Origin of the sequence: Beijerinckia mobilis, from assembly GCF_000745425.1 — a bacterium.
In the GTDB taxonomy this organism is placed as follows: Bacteria; Pseudomonadota; Alphaproteobacteria; order Rhizobiales; family Beijerinckiaceae; genus Beijerinckia; species Beijerinckia mobilis.
The window spans coordinates 161,762-176,632 of record NZ_JQJH01000004.1; the positions used below are offsets into that span (position 1 = coordinate 161,762).

The window sequence follows — 14,871 nt, forward strand, 5'->3', positions numbered from 1 at the left end:
TTCGGTTGGAGTGGTGGGAGTGGACCGGTTTGTCTCGCATTTCACCAACCGGCTGGACGCCAAGGGCCGCGTCTCCATTCCTGCGTCTTTTCGCGCCGTTCTCGCGCGCGATGGGTTCGAGGGCCTCTATGTGCATCCGTCGATCGACGCGGAAGCGGTCGATTGCGGAGGCAATGCGTTGCTACGCGAGATCGACGAATTGCTGGGCCGGCTTTCTCCTTATTCGGAGGAGCGCGATATGTTTTCCACCGCGCTTCTTGGCACCAGCGAGATTCTCAAGGTCGATTCGGAGGGCAGGGTCGTTCTGACGGAAAACGTCAAGGCCTATGCCGGGATCACCTCGGAAGTCACTTTCGTCGGGCAGGGGTACAAATTCCAAATCTGGGAGCCGGGCCGTTTTCAAGCGCATCTGGAAGAGGCCAAAAACCGGGTGCGCGAGCTTCGCAAACAGCTCAGTTCCAGACCCGTGGCGGCCGATGCGGCGTCGCCACGTCCACATGGAGCACGGGAATGAAGACGGGTCGCGGCGATGAGTTTGCTCTCGCCGCAGGCGGACCGGCCCGGCACGTTCCCGTGCTTCGTGAGGAAGTTATCGAGGCGCTCGGCTGCGCGACCAATCCTGTGGGCGGTCTCTATCTCGACGCGACCTTCGGCGCCGGCGGCTATACGCGCGCGCTGCTAGCCCATCAAGGCGCGCAAGTTCTCGCCATTGATCGTGATCCTTCCGCTATTGCCGCTGGCCGGGCGCTGGAGGCCGAGAGCCAGGGACGGCTGATGCTGGCCGAAGGGCGTTTTTCGACGCTCGCGGAGATCGCTGCGGAGCGTGGGTTTGGTCCCTTCGACGGTATCGTCTTCGATATTGGCGTGTCTTCCATGCAGCTCGATGAGCCGGAACGCGGCTTTTCCTTCCGTGGCGAGGGACCGCTCGATATGCGCATGGAATGCGCGGGGACGAGCGCCGCCGATCTCATCAACAGTGCGGACGAGGGCACGCTCGCCGATATTTTCTATTATTTCGGCGAGGAACGGGCCGCACGCCGCATCGCCCGGGCCATCGTCGCCGATCGCGTGCAGGTGCCCTTCACCACCACCCGCCAGCTCGCCGAACTGATCGCGCGGATCAATCCCGGCAAGCCCGGCGATATCCATCCCGCGACCCGCGTCTTCCAGGCATTGCGCATCGCCGTCAATCAGGAGCTCCTTGAACTCGTCCGGGGGCTCGCCGGTGCCGAATCCCTGCTGCGCGAGGGCGGCCGGCTGGTGGTGGTGACGTTTCATTCGCTGGAAGACCGGATCGTCAAACAATTTTTCGCGGCGCGTTCGGGCCGTGGGCAGGCGGTCTCGCGCCGCTTGCCCGGCGAACCTTTGGCGCCCGACCCGACCTTCCGTCTGGAGGGACGGCAACCGATCGTTCCGGGGGCGGAGGAAATCGCCACCAATCCGCGCGCCCGCTCGGCGAAATTGCGGTTCGGAGTCAGGACGGCGGCCGCGCCCCTTGGCCTTGAAGCCACGTTGATGCCGCTTGCGACCCTGCCGGAGGCGGCGGGACGCGCCAAACCGGCTCAGGGCGCCCAGGGTGGGCAAGGTGCCATACATGCCAGAGCCGCTGCGAAGCCCGGATCCGCTTCCAACCCCGGATCCGCTCGTCACTCCAAGCCAAGGAAGCGCTGAATGGTCAGACTTCTCAATCTCCTGACGGTCTTCCTGCTGCTTGGCTCGGCCATTTATGCCTATTCGATCAAATATGAGACGGTTTTCCGGGCGGAAACAATCGTCAAATTGAAACATGCGATCAAGACGGAGCAGGATGGGATCGGCATGGCGCGCGCTGAATGGGCCTATCTGACGCGCCCCGAGCGGCTTCAGGCGCTTGCCGATGAATTGCTCGATCTGCGGCCGCTTGCCCTGAACCAGATTGTCAAGGCCGATGCGCTGCCGGAAAAGGGTGAGCCCATCGATACGATCGGCCGCAAGCTCGAGGATCTCGGGCTCGACCAGCCGACGAGCACGCCGCGCGATGCCAATGCCAGCACCCCGCGGGACGCGCATTCGGGCACCCCGCGCGCCGCGGCTTCCGGCACGCAGCGTGAGGCGAATGCGCATACGCCACGCGAGGCAAGTGGACGACCGGTGGTGCGGGCTGGCGCCGCCACGACGCAGCATTCGGGCGCTGCGCAATGAGTCGGATGTGTGCATGATGTTCGCTGTGTGTGTAAACGCAGCAAATCTCTTCCGAAAGGGTGTCCATTTTGCCGTTTGATGCTGTAGGAGTACGCCGGATGAAGCAGACGACGGATTCCCTTCAGGATCCGAATGAGCAGGATTTGTGGACAGCGGGCCATACAGAGGGTTATGCCGATACCGATGCGCTGCGAACCGCTCAGGCATCGCAAGCCTATGCGTCGCAAGCGTATACATCACATCCTGACGCCTTTCGGGCAGACGGCATGTTTATGGCCCAGGGTCCTGCGGCCGGTCCGGCCACACACATGCCGGAAGGGCCTGGACCTTATGAGACATCTTCCGACGATATTTTCTCGCCCAGACGGCGTTTTCTCTCGCTTCTCGCTCTCAAGGAACGGCTGAAACCTTTCTTCGGCACGAAGATCGCCAAAAGCTCTGGCCGCGCCAAGCTCATAGCCGTTGGTTTTCTCTGCCTCTACGGCGTCATTGCCGTCCGGCTCGTCTATTTCGCCCTGCATCCGGAAGCGCCGCAGGAATTGCGGCGCGGCGATCAGGTCGCGGCCGCGCGGCCCGACCTTCTCGATCGCAATGGCGAAGTGCTGGCGACCGATGTGAAGGTCATGTCGGTCTTTGCCGAACCGCGCCGGATCATCGACAAGGACGAGGCCGTCGAACTCCTCACCGCCGTTCTGCCGGATGTCGACGCGGCTGATCTGCGCAAGCGGCTCGGTACTCGCCGGGGCTTCATCTGGGTCAAGCGGGCGATTACGCCGAAGCAACGCGAGGAAGTTCATCATCTGGGTTTACCGGGCGTCGGCTTTCTCGCGGAAAACAAGCGCGTCTATCCCAACGGCCCGCTCGCAGCCCATGTCCTCGGCTATGCCAATCTCGATGGCGCCGGTATTTCCGGCCTCGAAAAATATATCGACGGCCAGGGTCTCGCCGATCTGAGCGGCGCCGGTTTCAAGCTGACGCAGCAGGATTTGAAACCGATCGTGACTTCGCTCGATCTTAAGGCGACTTATGCCGTGCGCGACGAACTCGCCAAGGGCATCGCCCATTACAAGGCCAAGGCGGGTGCCGCCTGTATCATCGACGTCAACACCGGCGAAGTCGTCGCCATGGCCTCGCTGCCCGATTATGATCCGAATACGCCGGCCGATGCGCTCGACCCCAACCATATCAACCGGCTCTCGGTCGGCGTCTATGAAATGGGCTCGACCTTCAAGGCGATTTCCATCGCCATGGCGCTCGACGCCGGCAAGGTTAATCTCAATTCCCATGTGGACGCGCGCGACTCACTGCGCTACGGCCGTTTCACCATTCACGATTTCCATGCGACGCACCGCATTCTGAGCGTGCCGGAAGTCTTCACCCATTCATCGAACATTGGGACCGCCCGCATGGCGCTGATGGTCGGCGTCGAGGGACACAAGGCGTTTTTGCGCAAGATGGGACAATTGAACCGGCTGGTGACAGAACTCCCGGAATCGGCCGAGCCGCTGGTTCCGAAAAATTGGGGTGAACTCAATACGATCACCATTTCCTTCGGCCAGGGCCTCAATGTCGCTCCCTTGCAGGCGATGATGGCGGTCGGCGCACTCGTGAACGGCGGCATCATGATGAAGCCGACTTTTCTGAAACGCAGCGTGGAAGAGGCCCAGCGCAACGCGCCGCGCGTGGTGAAGCCCGAAACTTCGGAGGCGATGCGCTATCTGATGCGCCTCAATGCGGAGATCGGCTCGGCGCGCCTCGCCGATATCAAAGGCTATTACATTGGCGGCAAGACCGGCACGGCGGACAAGATCGTGCATGGCCATTATGCCAAGGACAAGGTGTTTACGACTTTCATGGCGATCATGCCTTCGGACAAGCCGAAATATCTCTTCCTGACGCTGATGGATGAGCCGCAGGGCCTGCCGGAGACGGGCGGCTACCGCACGGCGGCGTGGAATGCCGGCTCTGTCACCGCGCGTATTATCGAGCGCGTCGGCCCGCTGCTCGGCATTCCGCCGCGTCTCGATCTGCCGACGCAGCCATTCCCGCTGCTCGCCAAGCTCGGCTACGGCTATGCCAATGTGCCGCAGACGCGTGGAGGGCCGGTCCATTGATGCGGCTTGATGCACTCTTCCCTGGCGCATCGATTAATCCGCCATCCTTCGCGGTGCGCGAAGTGGCGGATCTCTCCTGCGACAGCCGGACGACCGGGAAAGACCACGTGTTTTTCGCCGTGCCGGGGACAAAGGCGGATGGGCTCACTTTCGCGCCGCAGGCTTTGCGCAATGGTGCATTGGCGGTGGTGGCCGAACAGGCGCCGACCGTACCCTTCGAGACGGCGGCTTTGATCCTGGTGCCCGACGTCCGTGCCGCTTTGGCCGAAGCCGCCGCGCGCTTCTTTTCGCGCCAGCCGGAAACCATCGTGGCGGTGACGGGCACCAGCGGCAAGACCTCGGTCGCGGCTTTCGCCCGTCAGATTTGGACCCGGCTCGGCTTCAAGGCGGCTTCGGTCGGCACGCTTGGTGTCGTGGCGCCCGATGGCGCGCATTATGGCGGTCTGACGACGCCGGACCCGATCAGCCTCCATCGCACGCTGGACCAGTTGGCCGGCTCCGGTGTCACCCATCTCGCCCTTGAGGCTTCCTCGCATGGGCTCTTTCAGCACCGGCTCGATTACGTACGGCTGAAAGCGGCGGGTTTCACCAATCTCTCCCGCGATCATCTCGATTATCATCAAACGATCGAGGATTATTTCCAGGCAAAGCTCCTGCTGTTCACCCATGTCCTGCCGCCGGACGGCACTGCCGTGATCGACGCCGACACAAGTTTTGGTCAAGACGTTATAGGCGTTGTGAAAGGGCGCGGGCTAAAAGTTCTGTCGCTCGGTTTCGTCGGGGAGAGCCTGCATGTGCTCGAAACAATTCCCGAGGCCGAGGCGACGCTTTTGCGTTTCTCCTATGCGGGCCGGGAATGGCATCTGCGGTTGCCGCTTGTTGGCAGTTTTCAGGCGGCCAATGCCTTGATGGCGGCCGGCCTCTGCATCGCCTCCGGTTCTCCAGCCGACGCCGTCTTCGCCGCGCTCGAAAACCTCGAAGGCGCGCCGGGACGGCTCGAACGGGTCGGCGGGCGCGATGGTGCCTCGGTCTTCGTCGATTATGCGCATAAGCCGGATGCTTTGGAAAAGGCGCTCATGGCCCTGCGGCCGTTCACGAAGAGCCGGCTGATCGTCGTCTTCGGCTGCGGCGGCGACCGCGACGCCGGCAAACGGCCGTTGATGGGGGAAATCGCGGCGCGTCTCGCCGATCATGTCATCGTTACAGACGACAATCCCCGCAGCGAGGATCCGGCGCTCATCCGCAAGGCGATTCTGCAAGGAGCGGCGATGCAGCCGGGCGCGGGCGCTTCGGTCGTCGAAATCGGCGACCGGGCGGAAGCGATCGAGGCCGCCACCGCCATGCTGCAGCCGGGCGATCTTTTGCTGATTGCTGGCAAAGGTCATGAAACCGGCCAGATCCTGGCCGACAGGACATTGCCTTTTTCCGATCGTGATTGCGCCCGCGCGGCGCTCGGGGAGCTTGCCGCATGAGCAGGATCGTGACGCCGGAAGATATCGCGGGATCTTACGACAAGGACGCGCTGTGGACGCCGCTCGGCCTTATCGCGCCGCTTGAGGCGCGCGTCAGTGGCCATGTTCCCGCACGGCCGGCGCGCGGCATATCGATCGATACCCGCAGCCTGCGCCCCGATGATCTGTTTTTCGGCATCCGTGGCGATCGCACCGACGGCCATGATTATGTGGCCGCTGCCTTCGCCAAGGGCGCCATGGCGGCTGTGGTCGACGAGGCCCATGCCGATCGCCTCGCGCCGCTCGGACCGCTCTATGTCGTGCATGATGTTTTGCCGGCGCTCGAACGGCTGGGATTGGCCTCGCGCGGGCGCAGCGCCGCCCGCATCATCGCCGTGACCGGATCCGTCGGCAAGACCTCGACCAAGGAAACGCTGCGGCTGGTGCTGACGCAGGCGGGCAAGGTGCATGCCTCGGTCGCCTCCTACAATAATCATTGGGGCGTGCCTTTGACGCTCGCGCGTATGCCGCGCGACACGGATTTCGGCGTTTACGAGATTGGCATGAACCACACGGGTGAAATCACTCCGCTCGTCGGCATGGTGCGTCCGCATATAGCAATCATCACGACCGTCGCGCCGGTCCATCTTGAATATTTCGACAGCGTCGAGGCGATCGCCGATGCCAAGGCCGAGATCTTTTCCGGTCTCATGCCGGGCGGCGTCGCCATCGTCCATCGCGATATTGCGCAATTCGACCGGATCGCCGCCACCGCGCGCCGCTCGCCCGCTGGCCTGCTGGTCAGTTTCGGGCGTCATGAGGAGGCCGATGCCCGTCTGATCGATCTCGTACCGGCGCCCGATCATTCGATGGTGACGGCGGAGATCCAGGGCAAGAGACTAACCTATCGGCTTGGCGCGCCCGGCCGCCATTTCGCGGAAAATTCTCTGGCTGTTCTTCTTGCCGCCAAGGCTTGCGGCGTGCCGCTCGAGGATGCCGCCGCCGTCCTTGCCTTTTCGACACCGCAGGCCGGGCGCGGCCAGCAATTGCTTTTGGAAGCGGGTGATGGGCCCTTCCGCTTGATCGATGAAAGCTATAATGCCAATCCTGCCTCGATGCGGGCGGCGGTGGAATTTGCCGGAACCCTGCCGCTCGACGGCATCGGCCGGCGGATCGCGGTTTTGGGCGACATGCTTGAACTGGGAGACCACGCGCCGCAATTGCATCAGGACCTCGCCGAGGTTCTGCGCGAGGCGCGGTTCGATCTCGTTTTCGCCGCGGGTCCGCTGATGCGCCACCTGTTCGACGCTCTGCCTTCGGGCCTGCGCGGCGAATGGCGCGCGACAGCCGGAGAGCTTGCGCCGCTCGTTGCCGCCGTCGTGCGGCGCAACGATATCGTGCTGATCAAGGGCTCAAACGGCAGCCGCATGACGGCGGTGGTGGAAAGCCTGAAGGAGAAGGCGCGGCTGGCGGGTGTCGAAACCGTCTGATGCCTGGGGGCGCGATCTGGCGATCGCACGCGGCGCTATGGATATTTGTTCCGTCATCGCGTTCATGACGGCTCCAGATCGCATACAGGCGCAGCACGCGTTGTAATGGATTCGAACATCGCCTCAATTCCTTGAGGTTGAGACGTATCGGATCAATGGAAGGAATGGTTGATCCGATGCAGGGGTATTTGTAGACGATGCTAACGTGGCTTGCCGAATTCGCGGTCTATTTCACACCGCTCAATCTGTTTCGCTATATCACTTTCCGCACCGGCGGCGCGATCGCGACCGCTCTTTTCTTCGTGTTCTTCTTTGGGCCCAATATCATCAGGGCGTTGCGTATCAAGCAGGGCAAAGGGCAGCCGATCCGTACGGACGGGCCGCAATCGCACCTGTTGACCAAGAAGGGCACGCCGACCATGGGCGGGTTGATGATCCTTTCGGGATTATTCGTCTCGACCCTGCTGTGGGCCAATCTCGCCAATCATTATGTCTGGGTCGTCTTGTGGGTCATGCTCGGCTATGGCGCCATCGGCTTTTATGATGATTATCTCAAGGTGACGAAACAGACGCATAATGGCTTTTCCGGCTGGAGCCGTCTCGCCTGCGAGACTGGCGTGGCGCTTTTGGCCTGCGTCGCCATGATGGAATTCGGCACGCCGCATATGACATCGCTGGCACTGCCCGCGGTCAATGGCTATGTCGCCGATCTCGGCCTGTTCTTTCTGATTTTCGGTCCCTTCGTCATTGTTGCTTCCGGTAATGCGGTCAATCTTACCGACGGGCTCGACGGCCTCGCTATCGTGCCAGTGATGATCGCCGCCGGGACTTTCGGCATCATCGCCTATCTCGCCGGTAATGCGATCTTCTCCTCCTATCTCGGCATCAATTTCGTGCCCGGCGCGGGAGAACTCGCGGTTGTCGCCGGCGCCGTCATCGGCGCGGGCCTCGGCTTTTTGTGGTTCAACGCGCCCCCTGCCCAGATCTTCATGGGCGATACGGGATCACTCGCGCTCGGCGGCCTTCTCGGCACAATTGCGGTCGCCATCAAGCATGAAATGGTTCTTGCCATCGTCGGCGGTCTCTTCGCGCTTGAAACCCTGTCCGTCATCGTGCAAGTGGCTTCCTTCAAACTGACCGGCAAGCGCGTCTTCAAGATGGCGCCGATCCACCATCATTTCGAACAGCTCGGCTGGTCCGAGCCGCAGGTCGTCGTCCGTTTCTGGATCATTGCCTTCGTGCTCGCACTCATCGGCCTTTCGACGCTGAAGCTGCGATAGGCGAGACAGTTCCATGACTGCGGTTATGACACCGGTTACGGTCTTTGACGGCAAGCGCGTCGCCCTGTTCGGCCTCGGCGGTTCCGGCCTCGTCAGCGCCGATGCCTTGCGCGCGGGCGGCGCCGAAGTTGCCGTCTGGGATGACAAAGAACCCGCGCGCGAGAAGGCGGCTGCCGCCGGCCATGAGGTGCTTGATCTCTCTCGCGCCGACTGGTCGCAGTTTCGCGCTTTGATCCTCGCACCCGGGGTGCCGCTGACCCATCCGAAATCGCATTGGACGGTGGAAAAAGCGCGTGTCGCCGGGATCGAGATTATCGGTGATATCGAATTGTTCTGCCGCGAGCGGCGGCATATCGCGCCGAAATCGCCTTTCATTGCGATCACCGGCACTAATGGCAAATCGACCACCACGGCGCTCATCGCCCATCTCTTCCGGTTCTTCGGCCACGAGGTTGCTGTGGGCGGCAATATCGGCACGCCGATTCTCGCTTTGCCGCCGCCATCGCCCGAGCGCGTGCATGTGATCGAATGTTCCTCGTTCCAGATCGATCTCGCGCCGACGCTCGACCCTTCCGTCGGTATTTTGCTGAACATCACGCCGGATCATCTCGATCGCCACGGCACGATGGAAAATTACGCCGAGATCAAGGAAAGGCTCGTGCAGGGGGCCGATCATGCCGTCATCGGTCTCGATGACGTGCCCTGTGTCGCCATTGCCGGGCGTCTGCGCGCGCGCGGCAAGCCTCTCACCTGTATATCGAATACATTTATGGAACTGCTCGACGGTATCACGCTTGATGGCACGCGCCTTGTCCGCCACGATCATGGCGTCGCGCTCACCATCGCCGATCTTGCTGGCATCGCTTCTCTCCGTGGCCGTCACAATGGCCAGAATGCCGCTGCGGCCGTTGCTGCCTTGGAAGGGGAAGGACGCGATCTCGATCGGGTACGCCGGGGGCTCGCGAGCTTTCCCGGTCTTGCCCATCGCCTGGAGGAGGTCGGCCGTCTGGGCAAGACCCTGTTCGTCAATGATTCCAAGGCGACCAATGCCGATGCGGCGGAAAAGGCTCTGCTTTCGTTCGACAATATCTATTGGATCCTTGGTGGCAAGGCCAAGGCAGGCGGCATCGAGCCTCTGAAACCCTTGTTCGGCAAGATCGCGAAGGGCTATCTGATCGGCGAGGCGACTGAGGCCTTTGCCGCGACCATTGAAGAGGCTTTTCCGATCGAACGCTGCGGCACGCTGGATGTCGCTGTCGCCGCCGCTGCCCGCGATGCGGCGAAAAGCACCGCCGATCCCGTCGTCCTACTTTCGCCCGCCTGCGCCTCCTATGATCAGTTTCCCGATTTCGAGAAACGCGGTGATTATTTTCGCACGCTTGCCCGGGCAATCATCGACGGCACAACCGGAAATTAACGATAAGTTTGCTTAATACCGATGTGTGATGAGCTTGGCTCATCACACATCGGCCCCCGCAAGCGTGGGGCGGCGGCATGTTCAATATCCGTGAAGGAGACGGCGGCATGATAAGCCGGGCAGAACGATCACCTTTGGCCAATTGGTGGTGGACCGTCGATCGCTGGCTGCTCGCTAGCGTGCTGATGCTGATGGTGCTTGGCCTCGTTCTCACCATGGCGGGCAGTCCGCCGGTCGCCGAACGGCTCGGCCTGTCGACGTTCCATTTCGTGCATCGGCAGGTGCTCTATCTCATCCCGACGCTCGCGGTGCTGTTTCTCGTCTCTTTTCTTACGCCCCGCCAGGTCCGCCGCTCGGCGCTGATCATCTATGTGATCTCCATGGCGCTGATTTTCGCCGCTCTTCTCTTCGGTCATGAGGTGAAGGGCGCGCGGCGCTGGATTTTCGGCATCCAGCCTTCGGAATTTCTGAAACCGGCCTTTGTGATCCTCATTGCCTGGGCCTTTGCCGAGGGCGGCACACGTCGCGACGTGCCGGGCAATCTCATCGCGCTGCTGCTTTTGCCGATGACCATCATTCCCCTGATGTTGCAGCCCGACTTCGGCCAGACATTGCTCGTCTCTCTGGTCTGGGCCGCCTTGTTCTTCATGGCCGGGCTGCATTGGTTCTGGGTCATCGGCATTGGCGGGGCCGGCATTTCCGGCGGTTTGCTCGCCTATAAATTCGTGCCGCATGTGCGTGCCCGCGTGCTCAAATTCCTCGATCCCGGCACGGGCGGGGGCATTGTCGATACGTTCCAGGTTGATACCGCGCTTGACAGCTTTCTTTCGGGCGGCTGGTTCGGCAAAGGGCCGGGTGAGGGGACGGTGAAACGCATTCTGCCCGATGCGCATACGGACTTCATCTTTGCGGTGACGGGCGAGGAATTCGGCATTGCCGCCTGTCTGTTCATCGTCTCGATCTTCGCCTTCATCGTGCTGCGCGGCCTGTTGCTGTCGGCAAACAATGAAGATCCTTTCTGCCGTTTCGCCGCCGCCGGGCTCACTATGTTGTTCGGCATCCAGAGCGCTATCAATATGGCGGTGAACCTGCATCTGATGCCGGCCAAGGGCATGACGCTGCCGTTTATTTCCTATGGCGGTTCGTCGCTGATTTCGCTGGCGCTCGCTATCGGCTTTCTCATCGCGGTCCTGCGCAAGCGCCCGCGTTCCACCATTTTCCTCGAACAGGACGGGAAAGTTCTGGCGTGAGCGAGCAGCAACCCATTCTCGTCGCCGCAGGCGGCACTGGCGGTCATCTGTTTCCCGCCGAGGCCCTGAGCAAGGTGCTTGTCGCACGCGGTCTGCCCGTCGAGCTCATGACGGATTCCCGCGCCACCAAATATGGCGCCGATTTTCCTGCGCGTGCGATCCATGTCGTCGCCTCGGCAACGCCGAGCGAAGGCTCGGCCCTGCGCCGTCTGACCGCGCTTGCAAGCCTCGCGCGCGGCACGCTGACGGCAAGACACCTATTGCAGCGCATACGCCCCAGTGTTGTGATCGGTTTCGGTGGTTACCCCACCGTGCCGCCGGTGCTCGCCGCCTGGTCGCTCGGCATACCGACCATCCTGCATGAGCAGAATGCCGTCATGGGCCGCGCCAACCGCTTTCTTGCCGCCCGTGTCACCGCCGTCGCTAAAGGTTTCGAGCGGCTCGACGGTATCGGCGCGGCGATTGCCGCCAAAACTGTGCTGACCGGTAATCCGGTCCGCCCCTCCGTTCTGTCCGCAGCCGCAGCGCCCTATGTTGATGCCCCGGACGGGCGTCTGCATCTTCTCGTGACGGGTGGTTCACAAGGGGCGCGCGTCTTTTCCGATATCGTGCCTCAGGCATTCGCGCTCTTGCCGGAAGAAAGCCGCAAGCGTTTCGCCATCGTGCAGCAGGCACGTCCCGAGGATGAAGCGCGTGTGCGGGAGGCCTATGCCGGGCTCGGCATGGAAGCGGAGGTCAAATCCTTCTTTACCGATTTGCCGGCACGCATCGCGGGAGCCGATCTCGTCATTGGCCGGGCAGGGGCCTCCACCGTCTCGGAACTGGCGGTGATCGGCCGTCCCTCGATCCTTGTCCCTTTCCCTTTCGCGCTCGATCAGGATCAGGCGGCCAATGCCGCCCATCTTTCAGCAACTGGCGCGGCGCTTGTCATAAAGCAGAAAGACTTTTCGGCCGATTGGCTCGCCTCCAGGCTTGTCGAGATGGAAGCGGATCGTGCCGGGCTTGCTGCCAAGGCTAAAGCCGCGCGCGCGGCGGGCATTCCCGATGCCGCAGAAAAACTTGCCGATCTTGTCCTCCGCATCGCCGCGCGGGGCACAGCCTCTCAGACCGAAGGGGGATGATCATGATTTATCCCCCTTTGGCCCCCGCGACCGCGGGGCGGCGGCTTTCCGCCGAATGGCCCGGATCACGACATGTCGTGATCCGGGTATTTTGGTATCAAGAAGGAGATAGACAATGAAGCTGCCGCGCGAACTCGGCCCCATTCATTTCGTCGGGATCGGCGGCATTGGCATGTCCGGCATCGCCGAGGTTTTGATCAATCTCGGCTACAAGGTGCAGGGGTCGGATGCGGCGGAAAATGCCAATGTGCTGCGGCTGCGCTCCAAGGGGGCGGAGATCGCCATTGGCCATGACGCGAAAAACCTCGGCGACGCGGCCGTGGTGGTCGTCTCCACCGCAATCAAACGCGATAATCCCGAACTCGTCCATGCGCGCGAATTGCGCCTGCCGGTTGTGCGCCGCGCCGAAATGCTCGCCGAACTCATGCGGCTGAAACAATGCGTCGCTGTCGCCGGCACCCATGGCAAGACGACGACGACCTCGCTCGTCGCGACGCTGCTCGATGCCGGCAAATTCGATCCGACCGTCATCAATGGCGGCATCATCAATGCCTATGGCACCAATGCCCGGCTCGGCGCGGGCGACTGGATGGTGGTCGAGGCCGATGAGAGCGACGGCACCTTCCTGAAACTGCCTGCCGATATCGCCATCGTCACCAATATCGACCCGGAACATCTCGATCATTTCAAAACCTTCGACGCCATCAAACAGGCGTTCCGCGCCTTCATCGAGAACATTCCCTTCTATGGCTTCGCGGTCATGTGTCTTGATCATCCCGTCGTGCAGGAAGTGGTCGGCACGATCGAGGACCGGCGCATCATCACCTATGGCGAAAATCCGCAGGCCGACATGCGGCTTGTCGATGTCGATCTGACGGGCGGCACCTCGCGTTTCAATGTCATCGTGCGCGAGCGCAAGGCGGGAGAAGGATCGCGCTTCCACGAACGCCGCATCGAAAATCTTGTGATGCCCATGCCTGGCCATCATAATGCGCTCAACGCCACGGCGGCGCTCACCGTCGCTTTGCAGCTCGGCATGAGCGATGATGCGATCCGCGCCGCGCTCGGTTCCTTCGGCGGCGTCAAACGGCGGTTCACCCGCACCGGCGAATGGAACGGCGCGCAGATTTTCGATGATTACGGTCATCATCCGGTCGAGATTGCTGCGGTGCTGCGCGCCGCCCGCGCCTCCACCAAGGGGCAGGTGATCGCCGTCGTGCAGCCGCATCGCTACACCCGGCTTTCCTCTCTGTTCAATGAATTCGCGAGCTGTTTCAACGATGCCGATGTCGTCATCGTCGCCGATGTCTATGCGGCGGGCGAAGCGCCGATCGAGGGTGCCGACAAGGAACATCTGATGCGCGCCATCAAGGCCTGCGGCCACCGTCAGGCGATGGTTCTGCGGTCGCCGGAGGATCTCCCCGCCCTCATTCGCTCGCTTGCTCATCCGGGCGATTACATCGTCTGTCTCGGCGCCGGCAATATCACCCAATGGGCCTATGCGCTGCCGAAACAATTGAATGAACCGCTCAGCAAGGCTTCGTGACTGCCCGATGTATCCCGATCTTATTTCCCGCCTGAAAGAGGCCATGCCGGATCTGCGCGGCGAATTGCAGGCCAATGTGCCGCTCGCTCCCTGGACATGGTTTCGCGTCGGTGGCCCCGCGCAATGTGTGTATGTGGCGCCTGACGCGCAGGAACTCTCCTATTTCCTCGCCAATCTCGATCCCGACATTCCGCTTTTCGTGCTCGGTCTCGGCTCCAATATTCTGGTGCGCGATGGCGGCATTCCCGGCGTCACCATCGCTTTCGGCCCGGCCTTTCACAAGATTGCCGTCGAAGGCGAGACGATCGCCGCTGCGGCAGCGGCGGCGGATGTCAAGATCGCCAGCACGGCGGCCATGGCAGGTCTCGGCGGCCTCACCTTCCTGCGCGGCATTCCCGGCTCTGTCGGCGGCGCGCTGAAAATGAATGCGGGTGCTTTCGGCGGCTCGATCGCCGATATTCTCATCTCCTGCGAGGGGCTCGACAGGCGCGGCGTGGTGCATCGCTACAGCGCCGCTGAAATGGGTTTCACCTACCGTCATTGCGCGATTGAGGATGTGATCTTCACCCATGCCCTGTTTCAAGGTTATCCGGAGGATCCGGAAAAGATCCGCGCGGAAATGACCCATATCGCGCAGGAGCGCGCGAAGACACAGCCGGTGAATACGCGCACCGGCGGTTCGACCTTCAAGAATCCGGAAGGCATGAAAGCTTGGGAACTGATCGACCGCGCCGGCTGCCGGGGCCTGACGATCGGCGATGCCCAGGTCTCGGAGCTACATTGCAATTTTCTGGTTAATCGCGGTAATGCCAGCGCCACTGACCTCGAAAATCTCGGCGAGACCGTGCGGCGGCGTGTGTTCGATCAGTCGGGGATTGAACTCGAATGGGAGATCGCGCGGGTCGGGGTGCTTTATGGTGAGGGGTGAGGAACGACGAATATGCCGATGTGTCTGATATTGTTTACGTGCATTAGTGCACATCTGATAGATGTATGAAAATCATGTAGTATAAATGATGGA

12 protein-coding genes are annotated in these 14,871 nt (G+C 61.9%); all 12 read left to right on the top strand.

Annotated features, from left to right (window positions below; translation table 11 throughout):
* Positions 1–19 precede the first annotated feature (19 nt).
* Positions 20–514: a division/cell wall cluster transcriptional repressor MraZ gene (locus DL88_RS06160; RefSeq protein ID WP_034993460.1), complete on the top strand. Its 495-nt coding sequence runs from the start codon at positions 20–22 to the stop codon at positions 512–514.
* Positions 511–1,671, top strand: coding sequence for a 16S rRNA (cytosine(1402)-N(4))-methyltransferase RsmH (gene rsmH, locus DL88_RS06165; protein WP_084705000.1), 1,161 nt, complete (start codon positions 511–513; stop codon positions 1,669–1,671). Before DL88_RS06160 ends, rsmH begins: the two co-directional genes overlap by 4 nt.
* A complete protein-coding gene (gene ftsL / locus DL88_RS06170; RefSeq protein WP_245270652.1) occupies positions 1,672–2,181 on the top strand; it encodes a cell division protein FtsL in 510 nt (169 codons plus the stop codon).
* A gap of 98 nt (positions 2,182–2,279) precedes the next feature.
* On the top strand, positions 2,280–4,295 hold the full coding sequence (locus DL88_RS06175) for a peptidoglycan D,D-transpeptidase FtsI family protein (protein WP_245270653.1): 2,016 nt from the start codon (positions 2,280–2,282) through the stop codon (positions 4,293–4,295).
* Positions 4,295–5,767, top strand: a complete 1,473-nt coding sequence (locus DL88_RS06180) for a UDP-N-acetylmuramoyl-L-alanyl-D-glutamate--2,6-diaminopimelate ligase (protein ID WP_034993462.1) — start codon at positions 4,295–4,297, stop codon at positions 5,765–5,767. Before DL88_RS06175 ends, DL88_RS06180 begins: the two co-directional genes overlap by 1 nt.
* Complete coding sequence (locus DL88_RS06185) at positions 5,764–7,236, top strand: UDP-N-acetylmuramoylalanyl-D-glutamyl-2,6-diaminopimelate--D-alanyl-D-alanine ligase (RefSeq protein ID WP_051955658.1); 1,473 nt, start codon at positions 5,764–5,766, stop codon at positions 7,234–7,236. The genes DL88_RS06180 and DL88_RS06185 overlap by 4 nt, the downstream gene beginning before the upstream one ends.
* 197 nt (positions 7,237–7,433) lie before the next feature.
* Complete coding sequence (gene mraY / locus DL88_RS06190; protein ID WP_034993464.1) at positions 7,434–8,516, top strand: phospho-N-acetylmuramoyl-pentapeptide-transferase; 1,083 nt, start codon at positions 7,434–7,436, stop codon at positions 8,514–8,516.
* A gap of 25 nt (positions 8,517–8,541) precedes the next feature.
* Positions 8,542–9,933, top strand: a complete 1,392-nt coding sequence (murD, locus tag DL88_RS06195; RefSeq protein WP_034993467.1) for a UDP-N-acetylmuramoyl-L-alanine--D-glutamate ligase — start codon at positions 8,542–8,544, stop codon at positions 9,931–9,933.
* Positions 9,934–10,040: 107 nt separating this feature from the next.
* Positions 10,041–11,183, top strand: a complete 1,143-nt coding sequence (locus DL88_RS06200; protein WP_034993751.1) for an FtsW/RodA/SpoVE family cell cycle protein — start codon at positions 10,041–10,043, stop codon at positions 11,181–11,183.
* Positions 11,180–12,304: an undecaprenyldiphospho-muramoylpentapeptide beta-N-acetylglucosaminyltransferase gene (murG, locus tag DL88_RS06205; protein WP_034993471.1), complete on the top strand. Its 1,125-nt coding sequence runs from the start codon at positions 11,180–11,182 to the stop codon at positions 12,302–12,304. The genes DL88_RS06200 and murG overlap by 4 nt, the downstream gene beginning before the upstream one ends.
* Positions 12,305–12,419: 115 nt before the next feature.
* Positions 12,420–13,850 carry a UDP-N-acetylmuramate--L-alanine ligase gene (gene murC / locus DL88_RS06210; RefSeq protein ID WP_034993474.1) on the top strand — a complete coding sequence of 477 codons (1,431 nt, stop codon included), beginning with the start codon at positions 12,420–12,422 and terminating at the stop codon, positions 13,848–13,850.
* A gap of 7 nt (positions 13,851–13,857) precedes the next feature.
* A complete protein-coding gene (gene murB / locus DL88_RS06215) occupies positions 13,858–14,778 on the top strand; it encodes a UDP-N-acetylmuramate dehydrogenase (protein ID WP_034993475.1) in 921 nt (306 codons plus the stop codon).
* The last annotated feature ends 93 nt before the right edge of the window (positions 14,779–14,871 follow it).

What these genes read in the sequence shown, in the direction of transcription:
- DL88_RS06180 (WP_034993462.1), top strand. Translation starts at nt 4,295, where the DNA reads ATGCGGCTTGATGCACTCTTCCCTGGCGCATCGATTAATCCGCCATCC.
- DL88_RS06175 (WP_245270653.1), top strand. Translation starts at nt 2,280, where the DNA reads ATGAAGCAGACGACGGATTCCCTTCAGGATCCGAATGAGCAGGATTTG.
- rsmH (WP_084705000.1), top strand. Translation starts at nt 511, where the DNA reads ATGAAGACGGGTCGCGGCGATGAGTTTGCTCTCGCCGCAGGCGGACCG.
- murD (WP_034993467.1), top strand. Translation starts at nt 8,542, where the DNA reads ATGACACCGGTTACGGTCTTTGACGGCAAGCGCGTCGCCCTGTTCGGC.
- DL88_RS06200 (WP_034993751.1), top strand. Translation starts at nt 10,041, where the DNA reads ATGATAAGCCGGGCAGAACGATCACCTTTGGCCAATTGGTGGTGGACC.
- DL88_RS06185 (WP_051955658.1), top strand. Translation starts at nt 5,764, where the DNA reads ATGAGCAGGATCGTGACGCCGGAAGATATCGCGGGATCTTACGACAAG.
- murC (WP_034993474.1), top strand. Translation starts at nt 12,420, where the DNA reads ATGAAGCTGCCGCGCGAACTCGGCCCCATTCATTTCGTCGGGATCGGC.
- murB (WP_034993475.1), top strand. Translation starts at nt 13,858, where the DNA reads ATGTATCCCGATCTTATTTCCCGCCTGAAAGAGGCCATGCCGGATCTG.
- ftsL (WP_245270652.1), top strand. Translation starts at nt 1,672, where the DNA reads ATGGTCAGACTTCTCAATCTCCTGACGGTCTTCCTGCTGCTTGGCTCG.
- mraY (WP_034993464.1), top strand. Translation starts at nt 7,434, where the DNA reads ATGCTAACGTGGCTTGCCGAATTCGCGGTCTATTTCACACCGCTCAAT.